At 60.3% G+C, this 19605-nt stretch carries 21 protein-coding genes; 12 read left to right on the top strand and 9 right to left on the bottom strand.

The window, feature by feature from the left end; translation table 11 throughout:
• Positions 1-80 precede the first annotated feature (80 nt).
• On the bottom strand, positions 81-329 hold the full coding sequence (locus BLS87_RS19340; protein WP_074754611.1) for a TIGR02647 family protein: 249 nt from the start codon (positions 327-329) through the stop codon (positions 81-83).
• A gap of 328 nt (positions 330-657) precedes the next feature.
• Positions 658-948 carry a hypothetical protein gene (locus BLS87_RS19335; protein ID WP_074754609.1) on the bottom strand — a complete coding sequence of 97 codons (291 nt, stop codon included), beginning with the start codon at positions 946-948 and terminating at the stop codon, positions 658-660.
• Between the two features lie 183 nt (positions 949-1131).
• Between BLS87_RS19335 and BLS87_RS19330 the strand changes: the two genes are divergently transcribed.
• The gene (locus BLS87_RS19330; RefSeq protein WP_074754607.1) at positions 1132-1800 is read left to right on the top strand and encodes a glutathione S-transferase family protein; all 669 of its coding nucleotides are present in this window, start codon (positions 1132-1134) and stop codon (positions 1798-1800) included.
• A gap of 48 nt (positions 1801-1848) precedes the next feature.
• On the opposite strand, the gene argH is transcribed toward BLS87_RS19330, so the two are convergent.
• On the bottom strand, positions 1849-3243 hold the full coding sequence (gene argH, locus BLS87_RS19325; protein WP_074754605.1) for an argininosuccinate lyase: 1395 nt from the start codon (positions 3241-3243) through the stop codon (positions 1849-1851).
• Positions 3244-3400: 157 nt separating this feature from the next.
• Here argH and BLS87_RS19320 point away from each other — a divergent pair, with 157 nt between their 5' ends.
• The 8 genes from BLS87_RS19320 to BLS87_RS19285 all read left to right on the top strand — a co-directional run bounded on the left by BLS87_RS19320 (position 3401) and on the right by BLS87_RS19285 (position 10940).
• Positions 3401-4480 (top strand): sensor histidine kinase, encoded by a 1080-nt coding sequence (locus BLS87_RS19320; protein WP_074754603.1) that lies wholly within the window; start codon positions 3401-3403, stop codon positions 4478-4480.
• Positions 4477-5223, top strand: coding sequence for a LytR/AlgR family response regulator transcription factor (locus BLS87_RS19315; protein WP_074754601.1), 747 nt, complete (start codon positions 4477-4479; stop codon positions 5221-5223). Before BLS87_RS19320 ends, BLS87_RS19315 begins: the two co-directional genes overlap by 4 nt.
• Before the next feature lie 149 nt (positions 5224-5372).
• Entirely contained in the window at positions 5373-6314 is a 942-nt protein-coding gene (gene hemC, locus BLS87_RS19310) for a hydroxymethylbilane synthase (RefSeq protein ID WP_074754599.1), read from the top strand.
• Complete coding sequence (locus BLS87_RS34680) at positions 6311-7084, top strand: uroporphyrinogen-III synthase (RefSeq protein WP_074754597.1); 774 nt, start codon at positions 6311-6313, stop codon at positions 7082-7084. The genes hemC and BLS87_RS34680 overlap by 4 nt, the downstream gene beginning before the upstream one ends.
• A gap of 51 nt (positions 7085-7135) precedes the next feature.
• A complete protein-coding gene (locus BLS87_RS34675; RefSeq protein WP_074754595.1) occupies positions 7136-8278 on the top strand; it encodes a uroporphyrinogen-III C-methyltransferase in 1143 nt (380 codons plus the stop codon).
• Entirely contained in the window at positions 8275-9522 is a 1248-nt protein-coding gene (locus tag BLS87_RS19295; RefSeq protein WP_074754593.1) for a heme biosynthesis HemY N-terminal domain-containing protein, read from the top strand. The genes BLS87_RS34675 and BLS87_RS19295 overlap by 4 nt, the downstream gene beginning before the upstream one ends.
• 248 nt (positions 9523-9770) lie before the next feature.
• Positions 9771-10298, top strand: a complete 528-nt coding sequence (locus tag BLS87_RS19290; protein ID WP_074754591.1) for a disulfide bond formation protein B — start codon at positions 9771-9773, stop codon at positions 10296-10298.
• A gap of 183 nt (positions 10299-10481) precedes the next feature.
• Positions 10482-10940, top strand: a complete 459-nt coding sequence (locus BLS87_RS19285; RefSeq protein ID WP_074754590.1) for an Rsd/AlgQ family anti-sigma factor — start codon at positions 10482-10484, stop codon at positions 10938-10940.
• Positions 10941-11006: 66 nt separating this feature from the next.
• Here the strand turns inward: BLS87_RS19285 and BLS87_RS19280 are convergent, their stop codons facing one another.
• Positions 11007-11684 (bottom strand): FKBP-type peptidyl-prolyl cis-trans isomerase, encoded by a 678-nt coding sequence (locus BLS87_RS19280; protein WP_074754588.1) that lies wholly within the window; start codon positions 11682-11684, stop codon positions 11007-11009.
• A gap of 181 nt (positions 11685-11865) precedes the next feature.
• Between BLS87_RS19280 and BLS87_RS19275 the strand changes: the two genes are divergently transcribed.
• A complete protein-coding gene (locus tag BLS87_RS19275) occupies positions 11866-13014 on the top strand; it encodes an AlgP family protein (protein ID WP_074754586.1) in 1149 nt (382 codons plus the stop codon).
• Here the strand turns inward: BLS87_RS19275 and BLS87_RS19270 are convergent.
• Entirely contained in the window at positions 13011-13478 is a 468-nt protein-coding gene (locus BLS87_RS19270) for a TIGR02444 family protein (RefSeq protein WP_074754584.1), read from the bottom strand. The genes BLS87_RS19275 and BLS87_RS19270 overlap by 4 nt on opposite strands.
• A 46-nt stretch (positions 13479-13524) precedes the next feature.
• Between BLS87_RS19270 and BLS87_RS19265 the strand changes: the two genes are divergently transcribed.
• Together BLS87_RS19265 and BLS87_RS19260 are read left to right on the top strand one after the other, a co-directional pair.
• The gene (locus BLS87_RS19265; protein WP_074754582.1) at positions 13525-15435 is read left to right on the top strand and encodes an ATP-binding cassette domain-containing protein; all 1911 of its coding nucleotides are present in this window, start codon (positions 13525-13527) and stop codon (positions 15433-15435) included.
• A 177-nt stretch (positions 15436-15612) separates the two neighbouring features.
• Positions 15613-16239: a LysE family transporter gene (locus BLS87_RS19260; protein ID WP_074754580.1), complete on the top strand. Its 627-nt coding sequence runs from the start codon at positions 15613-15615 to the stop codon at positions 16237-16239.
• A gap of 154 nt (positions 16240-16393) precedes the next feature.
• Here BLS87_RS19260 and BLS87_RS19255 read toward each other — a convergent pair whose 3' ends face one another.
• From BLS87_RS19255 to BLS87_RS19240, 4 genes are read right to left on the bottom strand one after another with little or no spacing between them, the layout of a single operon-like run.
• A complete protein-coding gene (locus tag BLS87_RS19255; RefSeq protein WP_074754578.1) occupies positions 16394-17137 on the bottom strand; it encodes a penicillin-binding protein activator LpoB in 744 nt (247 codons plus the stop codon).
• A 3-nt stretch (positions 17138-17140) separates the two neighbouring features.
• Positions 17141-17734: a penicillin-binding protein activator LpoB gene (gene lpoB / locus BLS87_RS19250; protein ID WP_074754576.1), complete on the bottom strand. Its 594-nt coding sequence runs from the start codon at positions 17732-17734 to the stop codon at positions 17141-17143.
• Positions 17735-17770: 36 nt separating this feature from the next.
• Positions 17771-18142, bottom strand: coding sequence for a YcfL family putative periplasmic lipoprotein (locus tag BLS87_RS19245; RefSeq protein ID WP_074754574.1), 372 nt, complete (start codon positions 18140-18142; stop codon positions 17771-17773).
• Between the two features lie 13 nt (positions 18143-18155).
• Positions 18156-19559 (bottom strand): COG3014 family protein, encoded by a 1404-nt coding sequence (locus BLS87_RS19240; protein ID WP_074754572.1) that lies wholly within the window; start codon positions 19557-19559, stop codon positions 18156-18158.
• Between the last annotated feature and the right edge of the window lie 46 nt (positions 19560-19605).

Raw genomic sequence — 19605 nt, 5'->3', positions numbered from 1 at the left:
CGGCGCAGCATCTTATAAATGAAGGGCTCGCGAAACCTTTATTTCATGCGTCCTGGCAAAGGTTTCGCGACGCGACGATTTCAGGCCGCTTCCTGGGCGGTGGTCAGAATGATCAGCAGCGATTGAGCATGCTCGGCGGCATCCAGTCCCAGACTGGTCAGATAGCCTCCGTCGACCTGAGTCGTCAGGCCTTTTTCAAAGAGTCGTTTGGCAGCGGCAACGGCGGTGGGAGCAGCCACGTGGTGGACTTTAAGGCCCTCCTGGGTATTGCGCAGGTTGAACAGTGACAGGATTTCCAGTTCGGCAACCAATTCAGGGGTAAACGACATAGGTGCTCCAGACTTTTCTAATTGAAAACGCGGCGAATGAATCGCAGACGTGACAGCCCCGTCGTTCAAGCGGCAGCGAGGCATCTGGAGTGTAGTTAGCGTCTGGAGATTTTGCAGAAAGTATCTGGCCGGTCGTCAGGTGGTGCGTTGCGATCCCGCTCCTGCGACTTGGCAGGCATCCGTCGGATGCAGGCCTGGCTCCGGACCTGTGGGAGCGAATTTATTCGCGATTGGTGGGTACAGTCGACGTGTCTCGATCGCCTGGACGATTTTTCGCGAATGAATTCGCTCCCACAGCGGTGCCGCTTAGCTCCGGTTAAGGAGCGCTTTACTCGTGTTCCGGCTTCACCTCCGGCGGCAGCACTGGCAGCGCGCGCAGAGCCTTTTCGTACCACTCGGTGTTGAACGGGCGGTCGTCTTCCAGAATCCCGTCGATCTCCACGGCGAGCACGTGCGCCATCATTTCCAGAATGTCGTCACGCTCGTAACCGACCAGGGTCAGCTTGTTGAACGTGGCCTTGGCGGCAGGCGGGTTGTCACTTTCGATCTGGTTCTCGATGGCCTGGATCAGGGTCGATTCAGCGAACTCTTCTTCGTCGTTGTCGATGTGGTCGCTCATGGCGGACTCCTCAGGAAAGGCCCGCAGTTTAACTGCAATCGGGCGCGGTGTGATCCGGCGCATGTATGACTTACGTCAACGCACGTACGTCGCGCCGCTGATAGGGTGTGGCCCGCTCTGGATCTGCCCTCACGGGTCGAGGTGAGTTGCAATGACCGCTTAAGGGGCCAAGGAGGCCTGTCAATGTTCAAGCTTTACGGATTCGCCGCAAGTAACTATTTCAACATGGTCAAACTGGCTTTGCTGGAGAAGCAGATCCCGTTTGACGTCGTTTCGATGCATGGCTGCCAGAACCCGGAAACCCTCGCTGTCAGCGCGCGAGGCAAAGTCCCGGTGCTGGAGACCGAAGACGGGTTCATCAGCGAAACCGACGTGATTCTGCGCTATCTCGAAGATACCCATCCGCAGACGCCGCTTTTACCCGCCCACCCATTCGCCCGGGCGCAGGTGTGGACCATGGCCAAGGAGATCGAGTTGTACATCGAGCTGCCAGCGCGCTTGTGCTACGTCGAAGTGTTGTTTGGTGGTCGAGCGACGCCCCAGGCACTGAAAGCCAAGGCTCTGCGGGATCTGATCAAGGGTTTTGCCGCACTGGCGCGGCGTGGCCAGTTTGCTCCCTATGTCGCGGGTGCAGAGTTTACGCTGGCGGACATCTACTTCCTGTACAGCGTGGACCTGGCGCAACAGGTGGCGGAGCAGTTGTTCGGCCTGAACCTGCTGGACGAAGTCGCGGGGGCCAGGGATTTGCTGGAAAGGCTGAATGGCCGACGTTGTGCACAACGTGTCGCGGCAGACAGAGAGGTTGATTTCCCGATTTTTCTGGAGCGTGTGCGTCCCGTCTCGGTCCTTTGAGGGTAAAAAGGGCGATGGCTGCTGCTGCCATCGCCCTTCCGTGTCGACTTAACGGCTGGCCAGCAACTGCTTGCCACGCACGACAGCTGCCTTTACCTGAGCCGGCGCGGTCCCGCCGATGTGGTCACGGGCATTGACCGAGCCTTCCAGCGTCAGCACCGCAAACACGTCCTGGTCGATCTGGTCGCTGAACTGGCGCAGTTCATCGAGTGTCATTTCGGCCAGGTCCTTGCCGGTTTCCACGCCGTATTTCACGGCATGACCCACTATCTCGTGGCAGTCACGGAACGGCAGGCCACGGCGAACCAGGTAATCGGCCAGATCGGTCGCGGTCGAGAAGCCGCGCAGCGCAGCTTCACGCATGATCGCGTGCTTGGGCTTGATGGCCGGAATCATGTCGGCAAAGGCGCGCAACGAATCGCGCAGCGTGTCGGCGGCGTCGAACAGCGGCTCTTTGTCTTCCTGGTTGTCCTTGTTGTAGGCCAGCGGTTGGCCCTTCATCAAGGTCAGCAGGCCCATCAGGGCGCCGAACACGCGGCCGCTCTTGCCACGCACCAGCTCGGGAACGTCCGGGTTTTTCTTTTGCGGCATGATCGAACTGCCGGTGCAGAAGCGGTCCGGCAAGTCGATGAACTGGAATTGCGCACTGGTCCACAGCACCAGCTCTTCGGAGAAGCGCGACAAGTGCATCATCGCGACGCTGGCGGCTGCGCAGAATTCGATGGCAAAGTCGCGATCCGACACGCTGTCCAGCGAGTTGCCGCCGACGGCTTCGAAGCCCAGCAACTGGCAGGTCAGCTCGCGGTCGATCGGATACGTGGTGCCCGCCAGCGCAGCACTGCCCAATGGCATGCGGTTGGTGCGTTTACGGCAGTCGACCAGACGCTCGAAATCGCGGCTGAGCATTTCGAACCAGGCGAGCATGTGGTGCCCGAACGTCACCGGCTGTGCGGTCTGCAGGTGAGTGAACCCCGGCATGATGGTGTCGGCTTCGCGCTCCGCCAGGCCCAGCAGGCCTTCTTGCAGGCGGGTGATCTCGGCCAGGATCAGATCGATTTCGTCACGCAGCCACAAACGAATGTCGGTCGCGACCTGGTCGTTTCGGCTGCGACCGGTGTGCAGCTTCTTGCCGGTGATACCGATGCGGTCGGTCAGACGCGCCTCGATGTTCATGTGCACGTCTTCCAGATCCACGCGCCAGTCGAAGGTGCCGGCCTCGATTTCGCCCTGAATGGTCTTCAGGCCATCGACGATGGTGTCGCGCTCGGCATCGGTCAGCACGCCGACCTTGGCCAGCATCGTGGCGTGGGCGACGGAGCCCATGATGTCGTGGCGATAAAGGCGCTGATCGAAGGTGACGGAGGCGGTGAAGCGTGCGACGAAGGCGTCGACGGGTTCACTGAAGCGGCCGCCCCAGGACTGATTGGTCTTGTCGGTGCTCATGGATTCGCTCGCTGCTCTGCTGATTACTGTACTGATGACGGTTTGGGTGAAGACGTGGCGCGGCCCATTTTAAAAGGCGCGGGCGATGATAACAGTATTGCCGGTTTTTTATTCCCGACAGCTTGCCGGACGGGGTACGAGCGCAGAGACTGGACCTATGCAAAACGAGCGCAATAATCCGGGCCAGAGCGTTTCGCCCGGCAAAGAGTTCTTCCTTCCGGAACTGTGCCTGCCGCAGGCGCTGCTGGTGCTGGTCGTGCTCGCGGAGCTGCTGGTGTTGGTGCTGGTGCTCGTCGAGCCCATGCACCCTGGGTTCGACTGGGTCAGGCTCGCGCTGATCTCGCTGTTCGTGCAGTGGATCGTGTTGCTGTCGGCCGCGCTGCTGTGCGGCTTGCGTCCCTGGTTGGCACGCCTGAATGCAGGGCTGGCAGGCACCCTGGGCTGTTTGCTGGTGGTGGCGGTGACGTTGGTGTGCACGGCGGTCACGGATTATTGCCAACTGGTGGGCACGACATCCGATGGCGATGTCGAACGCTATCTGCGCTATTCGATGATTGCTCTGATCATGTCGGCGCTGATGTTGCGCTACTTTTATCTGCAGAGTCAGTGGCGCAAACAACAGCAGGCAGAACTGCAAGCCAGAATCGAATCCTTGCAGGCCAGGATTCGGCCACACTTTCTGTTCAACACGCTCAACAGTATTGCGAGCCTGGTCACCAGCGATCCGGGCAAGGCCGAGCAGGCGGTGCTGGACCTGTCGGACCTGTTTCGCGCCAGTCTGGGCAAGCCCGGCAGTCTGACGACGTGGCGTGATGAGCTGGCGTTGGCCAAACGTTATCTATCGATTGAGCAATATCGACTTGGCGAACGTCTACAGTTGGACTGGGACGTCAGTGCAATTCCCGACGACTTGCCGATTCCCCAGCTAACCTTGCAGCCATTACTTGAGAACGCGTTGATCTATGGGATCGCGCCCCGCGTCGAAGGCGGGGTGGTCAGGGTCGAGGCGGACTATGAACGGGGAGTATTCATATTGCGTGTCAGTAATCCCTATGAAGAAGTCGCCCATCGGCAGACTTCAAGCGGCACTCAGCAGGCCTTGGCAAATATCGGCGCCCGCATTACGGCACTTTTTGGCCCTCTCGCGAGTCTGAGCGTGGAGCGCCGTGACGGTCGTCACTTCACCTGTCTACGCTATCCTTGTGCGAGACTCACGCAGGAAGCCAGAGCAATATGAATGTCCTGATCGTTGATGACGAACCCCTAGCCCGCGATCGCCTGAGCCGTCTGGTCGGTGATCTTGAGGGTTATCGGGTCCTTGAACCCAGCGCCACCAATGGCGAAGAAGCCTTGACGCTGATCGATAGTCTGAAACCCGATGTGGTGTTACTCGATATCCGCATGCCGGGTCTTGATGGGCTGCAGGTTGCAGCCAAATTATGCGAACGCGATACGCCACCTGCCGTGGTGTTCTGCACCGCTCACGATGAGTTTGCCCTGGAGGCTTTTCAGGTCAGCGCCGTGGGTTATCTGGTGAAACCGGTACGTCCGGAGAATCTGCTGGAAGCCTTGCGCAAAGCCGAACGGCCCAACCGCGTGCAGTTGGCGGCCATGACGCGGCCCGCCGCCGAAAGTGGCAATGGTCCACGCAGTCATATCAGCGCGCGAACTCGTAAAGGTATCGAGTTGATTCCGCTGGATCATGTGATCTATTTCATCGCCGACCACAAATACGTGACCCTGCGCCACGAGGACGGCGAAGTGCTGCTAGACGAGCCGCTCAAGGCACTGGAAGACGAGTTCGGTGATCGCTTCGTGCGTATCCACCGAAATGCGTTGGTGGCCCGTGACCGCATCGAGCGCTTGCAACGTACGCCGTTGGGGCATTTCCAGTTGTTCCTCAAAGGACTCAATGGCGATGCGCTGATCGTCAGCCGCAGGCATGTGGCCGGTGTGCGCAAGATGATGCAGCAGTTGTAGGGCCTGTTCTCCGCTGAACGCGGCGACACGCCGTCGCAGGGTGTCCGTGGGTCGATTGAGGCCATGATGCGCGCAGATTGAATACAGCCTTCGGCCCGATTGGGCCGAGCTGTTATTATCCGCCGCATTCACTCAGTACGGATTGATCCATGTCCTCTCGCGAAATCCGCATCGCTACGCGCAAAAGTGCACTGGCCCTCTGGCAGGCCGAGTACGTCAAGGCTCGCCTGCAAGACGCTCATCCAGGCCTGCTCGTGACCCTGGTTCCGATGGTCAGTCGTGGCGACAAGCTGCTGGACTCGCCGCTCTCGAAAATCGGTGGCAAGGGCTTGTTCGTCAAAGAGCTGGAAACCGCGCTGCTGGAAAACGAAGCGGACATCGCCGTGCACTCGATGAAGGACGTGCCGATGGATTTCCCGCAGGGCCTCGGGCTGTTCTGCATCTGCGAGCGCGAAGACCCGCGCGATGCGTTCGTCTCCAACACATTCGCCAGCCTGGACGAACTACCTGCCGGTAGCGTCGTCGGCACCTCGAGCCTGCGTCGTCAGACTCAACTGCTGGCGCGTCGGCCGGATCTGAAAATCAACTTTCTGCGCGGCAACGTCAACACGCGTCTGGCCAAGCTGGACGCGGGCGAATACGACGCGATCATCCTGGCGGCTGCGGGCCTGATCCGCTTGGGTTTCGAGGACCGCATCACGTCCGCCATCAGCATTGAACACAGCTTGCCCGCAGGTGGCCAAGGCGCTGTCGGCATCGAGTGCCGCAGTGTCGACACCGACCTGCATGCGCTGCTGACTCCGCTTCATCACGCGGATACCGCCGTGCGTGTGACCGCGGAGCGCGCGCTGAACAAGCACCTTAACGGTGGCTGCCAGGTGCCGATTGCCTGTTATGCCGTGTTGGAAAACGATGAGCTGTGGTTGCGTGGCCTGGTGGGCGATCCGGCGGGCAGTCTGTTGCTTCGTGCCGAGGCCCGCGCGCCGCAGGCCGACGCCCAGGCGTTGGGCGTTCAGGTTGCCGAGGCGCTGCTTGATCAGGGCGCGGCGAAGATTCTCAAGGCGGTGTACGGCGAGGCGGGCGAGGAGTGACGGGTTGGCGTTTGCTGTTGACGCGCCCGGCTGAAGAGTCGCAAGCGCTCGGGCAGGTGCTGGCAGATGAAGGTGTATTCAGCGCCAGTTTGCCGCTGCTGGAGATCGAGCCGCTGCCCGTCTCGGAAGAAAACCGGTCGATCATTTACAACCTCGCGGCTTACTGCGCCGTGATTGTCGTCAGCAAGCCCGCCGCACGGTTGGGGCTGGAAATGGTCGACGAGGTCTGGCCGCAACCGCCGATTCAGGACTGGTTTACCGTCGGGGCGGCCACCGCGCAGATTCTGGACGACTATGGTCTGCGCGTGTTTTTCCCCGAGCAGGGCGACGACAGCGAAGCGTTGCTCGATCTTGCGCAGCTTCAGAAAGCCATTTCCGGTCACGACCCCAAAGTGCTGATCATGCGCGGTGAAGACGGCCGCGAATTGTTGGCTGAGCGCTTGCGCGAGCGGGGTGTTACTGTCGATTATCTGCCGTTGTACCGCCGTCAGCTGCCTATTTATCCCGCTTTCGCCCTGCCGCAGCGAGTCGAGGCGGAACGCTTGAACGGGCTGGTGGTCAGCAGTGGACAGGGTTTTCAACATCTGCGCGAATTGGCAGGCGATGCCTGGCCTGATCTTGCGCGGCTGCCTTTATTCGTACCGAGCCCCCGGGTCGCTGAATTGGCGCGCAATGCCGGGGCTCTGACCGTAGTGGACTGCCGTGGCGCCAGCGCTTCGGCCTTGCTGGCAGCGTTGCGGGAACACCCCGAACCTGCCTCCCAGGCGTAATGATCGACGGGTCGGATTACGCGATTACGCCCAAATGCAAAGGATGGATACGTGAGCGAAACAGTCTTGCCAAAAGATGACGTTGAACCGGTACTGGTGAAACCTGAGCCCTTGCCGGATCCAGCGCAAAAAGAACCTCCGAGCCGTCGTGGCGGTAATGGTCTGGCCATCCTGGCACTGCTGCTGGGCGCCGCTGGCGTAGCGGTCGGCGGCTGGAGCGTGTGGCAGTTGAGGGCGATCCAGTCAGGCCATCAGCAGCAATCCGGTCAGCTTGAGGACGTCGCTTCGCAGACTCGGAGCCTGCAGCAGAGTGAGCAGCAACTGGCGGCTCGGCTGGCGCAACTGCCCCCCGCTCAGGAACTGGAAGATCGCCGTCGGCTGGTCACTCAACTGCAAGGCGATCAGCAGCGTTTGAGTCAGCGCGTGGAAACCGTTCTGGGTGCCAGCCGTAAAGACTGGCGTCTTGCCGAAGCCGAGCATCTGTTGCGTCTGGCGAGTCTGCGATTGTCTGCGCTGCAAGACATTAACAGCGCTCAGGCGCTGGTTCAGGGCGCCGACGAGATCCTCCGTGAGCAGGACGATCCGGGCGCATTTGGCGCACGCGAGCAACTGGCCAAGAGTCTGGCGGCGCTGCACAGTGTTGATCAGCCCGACCGCACGGGGCTGTTCCTGCAACTGGCCGCCCTGCGCGATCAGGCCACCCAGTTGAATGCGCTGGCGCCGGAATACAAGGACAAGGGTGAATCCCTGTTTGGGCTGACTGACGGCACCGAGGACAGCTACTGGGCGACCTGGTGGCAAAAGATATCCCAATACATCCGTATCGATTTCCATGCCGACAAGAACATTCGTCCATTGTTGGCCGGACAGAGCCTGACTCAGGTCCGTCTGGCATTGAGCCTGGCGCTTGAACAGGCGCAGTGGGCTGCGCTCAACGGCGAGTCCGAGGTCTATGCCAAGGCAATGACCGAGGCGCGAAGCGTGCTGGATGCCAACTTCAATCAGGACAATCCGCAGAGCAAGATGCTGGGCGAGCGTCTGGATGAACTGGCGAAGATGCCCGTGTCGGTGGTGACGCCGGACCTGACTCCGAGTCTGAGCGCGGTGCAGGCTTACCTTGAGCAACGACACAAGCCGGTGGGCGGCGCGTTGGACAAGCAGGCTGACGGGGCGCCGTCGGGGAGTCAGCCATGAAACGCGCCTATATCATTGTCTTTTTCGTGATCGTCATCGCGGCGCTGGTGGGCCTCGCCATCTCCCGGCATGCCGGTTACGTGCTGATCGCCTATGACAGCTTCCGGTACGAGTCCAGTATCTGGGCTGCGCTGGGGCTCTTGGTCGCGGTCGTCTTGGTGGTTTGGCTCGTTCGCGCACTGGTGAGGCTGCTGACTACTTCTAGCGGTGTGGTGAATCCGTGGTCGCGTCGCAACCGCAGTCGTCGCGTTCAAGTGGCCATCGAACAGGGCCAGATGGACCTTGCCGAAGGCCGCTGGGCGAGCGCTCAACGTCATCTGCACCGCGCCGCCGAAGCGGAGCCTCAGCCGCTGCTGTATTACCTCGGCGCCGCGCGTGCCGCCAATGAGCAAGGTCGTTACGAAGAAAGCGATAACTTGCTGGAGCGTGCGCTCGAGCGACAGCCGAATGCAGAGTTGGCCATCGCGTTGAACCACGCGCAGTTGCAACTCGACCGTGGCGACAGCGAGGGTGCGTTGACGACCTTGCAGGCCATGCAGGAGCGTCATCCGCACAACCCGCAGGTGCTGCGTCAGTTGCAGCGCCTCTATCGTCAGCGTGGCGAATGGTCCGAACTGATTCGCCTGATGCCCGAGTTGCGCAAGGACAAGGTTCTGCCCGCCCAGGAGCTGGCGGAACTCGAAAAGCGTGCGTGGGGAGAAAACCTGTCACTTGCGGCCTATCGCGGCTTGGAAGGCGAGGGTGCCCCGGCCGGTTTGCCTGCGCTTGAAAAGGCCTGGCAGCAACTGACATCGGCGCAGCGTCAGGAACCGGCGTTGATCCTGGCGTATGCCGAGCAGCTGCGTCGGCATGGCGCCGATGTTCAAGCGGAGGAGGTTCTGCGTACGGCCATGAAGCGTGATTACAACGCGCATCTGGCACGGCTGTACGGTCTGGTGCGCGGCAGCGATTCCGGTAAACAGCTGCAGACCGCAGAAGGCTGGTTGAAAAATCATCCTGACGATCCCGGCCTGCTGTTGACGCTCGGTCGCCTTTGCCTGCAGAGCAGTTTGTGGGGCAAGGCCCGTGATTATCTGGAAGCGAGTCTGCGTTTGCAGCGCAACCCGGAAGCGTGCGCCGAGCTGGCTCGTTTGCTGGGGCAATTGGGTGAAACCGAGCGCAGCAACCAGCTTTTTCAGGAAGGATTGGGCTTGCTCGACGAGCGTTTATTGGCTCGCCCGCTTCCGGCGTTAGCGCGTGCATGACGTGCAACATTCGCGAGACACAAAAGGCCCTTGAAAGGGCCTTTTTGTTAACGTGTTCTCCAATACCTGTGGGATCCTTCCCGCACTCTCAGGGCTTTTATCTCCGTCCTGCGATTATCGGTATATTTTCCTATGGCTGTGGTCGGTAAATCCCTACACAAACTAAGAAATATCCTCCCCCGGTTACCTTGAAAGCGAGTCTCGCTTTCCTCTACCGTACCGCCTTCGTCTTTTGTTACGGATTTTCCATGCATCTGGCCCGCACGCGCTCCTTGTTCTTTCTGGCGTTTTTCGCCTGCGTATCGATTGTGGGAGCTGCCATCTATCTAGAGCGCGTGGTTGTCTTTGCGCCGTGCCCGTTATGCCTGGTGCAACGCGTTCTTTTCGGACTTTTTGCGGCCATCTCCCTGATGGCTGCAACGCACTCTCCACAGCGCAGAGGCTGGCGTCTTTATTCCGCCGCGCTGGTGCTGGTGTCGCTGGCTGGCGTGGCAACAGCGGCTCGACAGGTGTGGTTACAGGCCTCGCCCCCTGAAGACATCGCCTCGTGTCTGGGCAATCTGCAAACCATGCTCGACACCATGCCCTTCCTGACCGTCATTGGTGAGATTCTGGCTGGCCATGCTGACTGCTCCGAAATCACCTGGTCACTTTTCGGTATCAGCATCCCGGAGTGGAGTCTGCTGGCGTTTTTTGGTCTGAGCCTGTTCGCGTTGTACTACCTGCTCATCGAATTCCGTCGATCCCGATCAATGGAAAGCGGCGCGGCGGATTAAACACTTGTATGAACTTTATCTCCTGCGTACCTTGAAGGCCTGGTCGCGCGGGCATAATCTGGGCCGCACGCATCATCGGAATAATGCTGCTGTCGACGTTTTTCAGAGCCGGCTTTCATAAGCATCGGGCCGGATCGTGAAGCGATTCAAGGCAGCATGCCCCTGAAGGGAAGAGAGAACATCATGCTGGAAAGTTGTCAGAACGCTCAGGAACGCTGGGGTGGGGTTCACAAGCTGATCGATCGTTGGCTGCTGGAGCGCAACGAGCTGATCAAGGCTTACGATGATCTGGGTGCGGAGCCGGACGCTTTGTCTGAAACGCGCAAGCAGTTGCAGGAATTCTGCGGCACCTTGGTCGACTACGTGTCGGCAGGTCATTTCGAAATCTACGAACAGCTCACCGGCGAGGCGAAGGCCTTCAATGACCAGCGTGGTCTTGAACTCGCCGACACGATCTACCCACGTATCGATGTCATCACCGAAAAGCTGTTGGCGTTCAACGATCTCTGTGATGAAGGCAAATGCGTCGCCGAGAAGTTCAAGGAACTGGGCGGATTGCTGCACGAGCGCTTCGAACTCGAAGACTGCCTGATCGAAGTGCTGCACAACGCGCACAAGGCACAGGATGCGGTTCAGGCCTGACCTGTAGGGTGATGCAAAAAAGGGTGCCTTGGGCACCCTTTTTTATTGGCTGTGAAACGGCGTTCGTTATTGCGATACGGAGAGCAGCTCGATTTCGAACACCAGTGGCGTGTACGGGTCGATCAGATCGCCGGCGCCTTCAGCGCCATAGGCCTGGGCCGATGGAATGACCAGCCTCCATTTCGCACCGACCGGCATGTCGACCAGCGCGGTGGTCCAGCCCGCGATCACACTGTCCAGACGAAACCACTGAGGCTGCTGGCTCTGATCGAAGATCGTGCCGTCAGGCAGACGTCCAACGTATTTCACCTGAACGCGACCGTTGATGTCTGGTTTGGGTCCGGTGCCTGGCGTCAGTTCGGTCATCAGGATGCCGTCGGCGAGCTGGCGCACACCGGGTTTGGCTTTTTCAGCATCCATGAAGCGGCGCTCTTCCTTCAGCGCGGCTTCGGTCTGGGGTTCGGACTGGCCGGAGTTTTCGGCCTGGGCCAGGGCGGCGTCATGATCACTGAGGATCTGCTCCATGCGCTCCTGCTTTATTGCCAGCGGCTTGTTTTGGTAGGCCTGCTGCAAACCTTCAATCAACGCCGGCAGTTGCAGGTCCGGAGCCTCTTGGCGCAAGCGCTCGCCCAGGCTTGCCCCCAAGCTGTAAGACAGGTCATGAGCGTTGTCGGAAGGTGGAGCGTCGGCCGCGTGAGCAAGGGGTACCAAGAGGAACAACGACATTAACAAGTAGCGCGACATGAATGCTCTCCGGCCTGGGAAGTGAGCGATTATGCCAGCGCCGAGTGCTTAATGTGATGATGATGTGAGGGGATTTTACCCAAGTTGCAACAGACCGTAATTTGTAGTGTCAAGATGGCCTAGCGGCGGTGCGGGCAGAGGTCTAGTATGAGCCGCATTCAAATCAGCCAGGAGGTAAGTCATGTCGGCCACCAAGAAGCCAGTAAACACTCCGTTGCATTTGCTCCAACAACTCTCGAGCAGCTTGCTCGAACATCTTGAAGATGCCTGCTCTCAAGCGCTGGCCGATGCGGAAAAGCTGCTCGCCAAGCTTGAAAAACAACGCGGTAAAGCCCAAGAAAAACTGCACAAGTCCCGCACCAAGCTCCAGGACGCCGCCACTGCCGGTAAAGCCAAGGCACAAGCCAAAGCCAAAGGCAGCGTGGGCGAACTCGAAGCACTGCTCGATGCGCTGAAAGATCGTCAGACCGAAACCCGCACCTACATTCTCAACCTCAAGCGCGATGCTCAGGAAAGTCTGAAGCTGGCGCAAGGCGTGGGTCGTGTGAAAGAAGCCGTGGGCAAAGCGCTGAGCGATCGCGCTGCCAAAGCCAAGGCGACGGCAAAACCTGCTGCCAAAACTGCTGCTGCCAAGGCCCCTGCGAAAGCACCTGTCAAAGCCGCTGCCAAGCCAGCTGCTAAAGCGCCTGCTAAAACCGCAGCGGCAAAACCTGCTGCCAAACCCGCAGCCAAAGCGCCGGTTAAAGCCGTAGCTGCCAAGCCTGCCGCCAAGCCTGCTACCAAGACCGCAGCCGCCAAACCTGCTGCTGCCAAGGCACCTGTCGCTGCTAAAACTGCCGCTAAACCTGCTGCCAAAGCCGCGAGCAAACCTGCCGCCAAACCGGCCGCGAAAGCACCGGTTGCTGCCAAGGCCCCTGCGAAAACTGCCGCCGCAAAACCCGCAGTTGCCAAGCCTGCCGCAAAACCAGCCGCTAAAGCACCCGCGGCCAAACCCGCGGCAAGCGCAGCGGCCAAACCTGCTGCTGCCAAGGCACCGGCTAAACCTGCTGCCGCCAAACCGGTTGCCAAAGCAACCGCTGCAGCGAAACCTGCGACTGCCAAGCCCGCTGCTAAACCTGCCGCTGCCAAGCCAGCCGCTAAGCCAGCGGCCGCCAAGCCTGCCGCAAAACCCGCCGCCAAGCCGGCCACTCCAGCAGCGGCTACCGCTGCCAAGCCAGCGACGCCTGCTCCGGCAGCCTCGACGTCGACCGCCACGCCAACCGCTCCAGCCGCGCCTGCTACGCCAGCCGCCGCTCCAGTGACCGGCTCGACGTCGAACAGCGCTTCCTAAGCAAGGTCTTCCCCGGCGCGCCGCACGACCTGCAGCGCGTCGGGGGCTTTGTTGGCGGCATCGCCTGCGAGTGCTTCCAGCCAGGCGCCAGGCGTCAGGGCCGCTTGCTCGGTCCAGTCCTGAGTCAAACGTTGCAACCTCACCAGCAGCTCACGTTCTGCATCCAGTTCCAGCCCCTTCAGCCGTTCACGCAATGCCCCGAGTTCGACGTCAGTGGCCGTTGCGGCTTTCCATTGCGTGCGCAGCGCTCTTAGCGGGCCGACCACCTGGTCGTGCCACGGGGTCGCCAATTGTCCGATTTCCTGCGCCCGTTGCGGGTTGAAAGGAACGCCCAGCTGATCCAGCCAGGCCCCGCACAACAGCGCACACACGTTGCCGCCGTGGGCTTGCAGCGTGAGACACGCCTGCTCAACGCCTGGACGTGCATAAAAATCCAGCGTGAAACTCCATAGGTCCGAAGGCATCGTCATCTACCTGTTTTGGGCGAAGCTGGTAGACTCCGCCGCCATTATGATCAGACTTCAAAGCCTTACCTTACAGCGTGGTCCGCAACGTCTGCTAGAAGACGCCGAGCTGACCCTGCACGCCGGCCAGAAAGCCGGCCTCATCGGCGCGAATGGCGCCGGCAAATCCAGCCTGTTCGCGTTGCTGCGGGGTGAACTGTCCCCTGACAACGGCGATTGCTCGCTGCCGGCCGACTGGCGTATCGCGCACATGCGTCAGGAGGTCGACACGCTCGATCGCCTGGCCGTGGATTACGTCCTCGATGGCGACCTGCGTCTGCGCCAGGTGCAGCGTGATCTGGCCGCTGCCGAAGCCGCTCACGACGGTGCCGCTCAGGCGCGTCTGCACTCGGAGCTCGACGGCGCCGATGGCTACACGGCTGATGCTCGTGCACGCAAGCTATTGGCGGGTCTGGGCTTCACCAATGAGCAGATGGACCGACAAGTCGGCGACTTCTCCGGCGGCTGGCGTATGCGTCTTAACCTGGCGCAGGCCCTGATGTGCCCATCGGACCTGTTGCTGCTCGACGAACCGACCAACCACTTGGACCTTGACGCCATTCTCTGGCTTGAAGACCATCTGAAGAGCTACCCGGGCACGTTGCTGCTGATCTCCCACGACCGGGATTTCCTCGACGCGGTGGTCGATCACGTCGCCCACGTCGAGCAGAAAAAAATCACGCTTTATCGCGGCGGGTACAGCGCCTTCGAGCGTGCGCGTGCCGAACGTCTCGCCCAGCAACAGCAGGCGTACGAGAAGCAGCAGGCGCAGCGCGCGCACATGGAGAAATTCATCACGCGCTTCAAGGCCCAGGCCACCAAGGCCAAGCAGGCCCAAAGCCGGATCAAGGCCCTTGAGCGAATGGAAGAACTGTCGGCGGCCCATGTCGACTCGCCGTTCGATTTCACCTTCCGCGAATCCAGCAAGATCTCCAGCCCGTTGCTGGATCTGTCCGAAGCCAGCCTGGGCTACGGCGACAAGACGATCCTGCAGAAGGTCAAGCTTCAACTCACGCCCGGTGCGCGGATCGGTTTGCTCGGCCCGAACGGTGCCGGTAAGTCCACACTGATCAAAAACCTGGCGGGCGAACTCGAGCCGTTGAGCGGCCGCATGGTGCGTGGCGAAAACACCGTCGTCGGTTACTTTGCCCAGCATCAGTTGGATTCGCTCGATGCCAAGGCCAGTCCGTTACTGCATTTGCAGCGGATCGCCCCGACAGAGCGCGAGCAAACCCTGCGCGACTTCCTCGGCGGCTTCGACTTCCGCGGCGCGCGACTGGACGAACCGGTGCTGAATTTCTCGGGCGGCGAGAAAGCCCGTCTGGCGCTGGCGTTGATCGCATGGGAAAGGCCAAACCTGTTGCTGCTCGACGAACCGACCAACCATCTGGACCTGGAAATGCGTCTTGCGTTGACCATGGCGCTGCAAGAGTTCAGCGGTGCGGTGTTGGTGGTCTCCCACGATCGTCATCTGCTTAAGAGCACCACCGACAACTTCATGTTGGTCGCCGATGGCGTCGTGCAGGAGTTCGATGGCGACCTTGATGACTACGCGCGCTGGCTGGTGGATTACCGCCTTCGCAACGCGCCGGTCAGCAACGCGCCGGTGAATGCTGACAAGACCGACAAGAAAGCCCAGCGTCAGCAGGCCGCTGCGTTGCGCCAGCAGTTGGCGCCGCACAAGCGCGAAGCCGAGAAGCTGGAGAAAGAACTCGGCACCTTGCACGAGAAACTGGCGAAAATCGAAGCAGCCTTGGGCGACAGCGCGATTTATGAGGCGGCCAACAAGGACAAGCTTCGTGACCTGCTGGCCGATCAGGCCAAGCTGAAAACTCGCGAATCGGAGCTTGAAGAGGCCTGGATGGAGGCGCTCGAACTGCTGGAGTCGATGCAGGCCGAGCTGGAAGCGCTTTCCTGATCTGAGGTCGGCGTTGCCTGGTAACAGGCGCGCCTGCAGTGCTGTGCGGGACAGCCAGCGTTCGCCATGGACCCGCACAGCTATCTGCCAACTCGCCACAACAGTTAGAAATCATTGGTCTTTGAGTGGCGGAAACACTAGGTTAGAGCGAGTTTTCGCTTTTGCTTGAGGTGTGTGATGTCGCTCGAAACGTGGCTGGCGTTTTTCGCCGCTTGCTGGGTCATCAGTCTTTCTCCGGGCGCAGGTGCCATCGCCTCGATGTCCAGTGGTCTGCAGTACGGGTTCTGGCGCGGTTACTGGAACGCGCTTGGGCTGCAATTGGCGCTGATTGTTCAGATCGCGATCATCGCTGCCGGCCTGGGTGCCGTGCTCGCTACCTCGGCGCTGGCGTTCACGCTGATCAAATGGTTCGGCGTTGCCTACCTGGTGTATCTGGGGGTAAAGCAATGGCGGGCTTTGCCGAGCGACCTGTCCGACGACTCGAGCATTCGCCCGATCGGCAAACCACTGGCGTTGGTCGCGCGGGGTTTTCTGGTCAACATCAGCAACCCCAAGGCGCTGGTGTTCATGCTGGCGATCCTGCCGCAGTTCATCGATACCCATCTGCCTTTAGTGCCGCAGTACCTGACCATTGCCGTCACCATGGTGAGCGTCGATCTGATCGTGATGGCGGGTTATACCGGACTGGCGTCCAAGGTGCTGCGTTTGCTCAAGACGCCGAAGCAGCAACGGCGCATGAACCGCACGTTTGCGGGGCTGTTCGTCAGTGCAGCGGCATTTCTGGCGACCTTGCATCGCGCGTGATCAAGGCGTGGCGCAGAAGCCCGTGGGAGCGAATTCATTCGCGAGAGGCCATTAGATCCGACGCATGTGTGTCGGCTGATCAATAGCTTCGCGAATGAATTCGCTCCCACAGTGGTCCTTCATGCTTCATGCTTCATGCTTCATGCTTCGAGGTTCAACGCAAAATCTTCGGCGCTTCGTCTCGTGGCAGGCTGTTGCGTGGCGCGGGCTGTTCCTGCGAATACTCGACCTCACCGCGCAACTGCTCCCTTAACTGACGCGCGACGTCCATCCCGATCGATTTCGACACTTCACGCACCACGCGGCCACGGTTAGGCGAGACGCGGACATCGTTGCCGTTGACCAGCCTGGTGTCCTGACCTTCGCCCATGGCCGTGAAGGCCGAGGTGATTTCGTAGGTCCGCGTATTGATCAAACTGAAATCCCCTACCAGCGTCAGGCCCAATACGGCGGAGTGACTGTTGGTGTTGGCGATCTCGTTGACGTCCTGGCGGAAGTCGATATCTGACACGGTGCCGAACAGCACGTAATCGGCACCCTTGAAGTTGCCGTTCTTGATTCGCTTGATGACGTCGTACACGTCTTCTTTGGCGTCGGCCGTGTAAGGCGTGCCTTGCACCAGTTGAAACATCCCGGACTTGAGAATCTCGCCCTTGATGTCGCCTCTGAATTGACGCAGCTCGCTCTGCTCGATGTAACTCGTGCGCGCTTCGTATTCGTTGTAACTGGCCGATCCGCTGGCGCTGTAGGCATTGGCCTGAAAGCTGCTCTGCGCCGACACCGTGTGGATGTACTGCTCCACTCGCTGTTCGAACGCCATGTCCGTTACCGCGACTTTAGGGGCGGCCTGGACGCCGAAAGCAGTGAGCAGGCCAAGAATGCCGATCCATGCACGCATTGCTCAGCGCTCCGTAGTCTTGCGGATTTCTTTTTCGTCCATCCATTCGGCGATGCCGCTTTCCACGTCGATCAGCTGCAGGCTGAACTTGTAGAAGACGTCCTTATAGTCGCTGCTGCGCTTGACGATCGAGCTGATCGAGCCCTCTAGCCGGTATTTGGCGGCGACCATGTTGCCGGTCTTGCTGACGGTGGAGGGCTTGTACAGGCCGCTCTGATTTTGCAGCTTGAGCTGGTCGACCTGGCTCTGCATGTCGGTGTTGTCGCTGGCGAAACGGGCCGTGCCGGACTTCATCAGCTGGGTCTTGATCGAGGTGGTGATCTCGCGTGTGTCGATGTACTCGCTGGTCTTGTTCTTCACGTCGTAGACCTGAACCACCGGGCGGCCTTGCAGCGTGCCGGACTGCGCGAGCGAGCGGGTCATGCTTTCGGCGATCATCTGCAAGTCGGTAGAACCGAACTCGTTGGTCACGGTTTCGACGGCCTTGGTGTCGCCGTAACGGATGTTCTTGCTGCCCAGCGTGGGCGAGGTGTTGGCGCAGCCGGTGACCAGCAGGGCGACGGCAGCGATAAGCGAAAGACGAAAAGTGGACAGCATGTCTGGGGTCTCGTTGGCTGAGCAAATCTTGGGTGATTAAGGGGTTTTGACTTCGAGGCGCAAGTCAGAGGCCTTCGGCACCGGTGCGATGGCGGGCAGGAAGCTGCTCTGCGAGCCATACAGCGTCAGGCTTTTCCAGGTTTCGGGCTCGGCGACAGGAAACCCGTCGCTGCCAAGCCAGGCGAAGCGGTAATACAGGGTCTTGTTGTAACCGCTGGTGTTGTGCAGCGACACGTTGACGGTCATGAAGCCGTTTTCGCGGGCGACACGCATTGGCCCGATATCAATGTTTTTCAGATCACCCATGGCCACCACCTTGCTGGCGGCACTGCCGGGTGCTGGAGGAGGTGGTGTGGCACAGCCGGCCAGCAACACCAGTGCACTCAGGCCAAAAATCATGTGACGCATGAACTGTCTCCGTTCAGGGTGTGTTGATGGCCACGGCCTGGGGCAGGCCCGAAGGCATGACGTGAGCCGCAAGGCCGCTGGTGTACACCTGATTGCCGATGGCGCGCAGCGTGATCACTTGGTACGGGCGGTCGATCTTGAGCTGCACATGCGTGCCGCCGACCGACGACGGCAGAACGACCTGATGCTCGCCTGGCTTGAGACGCATACGGGCGACGAGTGTGTTGTCCGGCAGCGTGCGCCAGGTGCGGGTGTCTGCGCCTTCGGTGACCGCCGACGCAATGCCGACGGCCAGGCCCGCCAGCGGGTTCGTTTCGTTGAGTTTCTTCTGTGTCACGCCACGGGTGATCGCCCGTACTGTGGTGCGCACGATGATGCCGGGCATGTCATCACGCAGTGCGCGACGGGACATTGCGGTGGTGCTGTTGAGAGCGGTCAGATTGACCGGTTGCCCATCGACGCCGATTTGATTGAAAAAGGGTGTGGATGTGTCGGCCTTGATGACCGGGAACGACAGCGGCGTGATCACCAGATTGTTGTTGATCGGCAACGGCAGCGGGATGCGAACGGAATCACGGGCCGGCGCGAAGCCGGTCTGCACGACGATCAGGACCTCACTGCCTTCGGTCCCGGTGTTCTTGCTGCCGGCAGCATCCAGGTCCAGCAGTGCCTGATCCAGAAACGGGGTGTTCGGCCGCAGTTCTGCAGCTTGACGGTAGCCTGGCGCCGCGAGGTCTTTTTCGCCCAATGCTTCATAGACGAAACCGGACAGGTAGTGGCTGAACGCGCTCTGATAGCTGTTCTTCAGGCCCACCACTTCGGGCGCATCCAGGGACTCGACGGGGTAACCCCGCAGGTCCTTGTACTGAGTCGTCACGCCTTGGTTCCTGGCCTCGTCCTCACTCTTGAGGTACTGCTTGTCGCGCAGCTCGGCAATGACGGCTTCACGCTCGTGGGTCTTCTTAATCTCGGTGCGGGCGCCGTCGAAGTCGTTCTGCGCCAGCAGGTTCAGCGCCATCTGCGTGGTCAGCATGACTTTCTCGTAGTCGTAGCCTTCGTAGCGACGGACCTTGTCGTTGACGAGGAAGCTTCCAAACTGGGCGAGGTATTTGCCGCTGTCGAGCTTTACAGAGTCTTCCCAGGCCAGGACGGTCTGGTCGGCGTGGCGCCAGGCGGTCTGGCTGCCGGTGATGTCGCCCCCGGAGCGCAGCAGTTCACCTTTCTCGAAGTAATAGAGCAGGTCTTTGTCGTCGCCGGTGTTGTTCTTTTCCAGGATCAACAGCGCCGCGTCCACGTTGCCGGTGCTCAGCTGCTGGTTGGTCTGCTGCAGTTCGGTATCGTAATTGCGGAAAGCCGCACAACCGGCCAGTTGCACAGTCGCGATCAGCGCGAGTGCAGTCAATGCGCGAGAAGACATCGAGATCAATCCTTGAATGGGCCAGGCTGGCTTGATAGGTGCCTGA

The organism is Pseudomonas abietaniphila (assembly GCF_900100795.1).
GTDB classification, from domain to species: Bacteria; Pseudomonadota; Gammaproteobacteria; order Pseudomonadales; family Pseudomonadaceae; genus Aquipseudomonas; species Aquipseudomonas abietaniphila.
The sequence above is the reverse complement of the archived record's forward strand: the minus strand, read 5'-3'. Positions and strand labels throughout refer to the sequence as shown.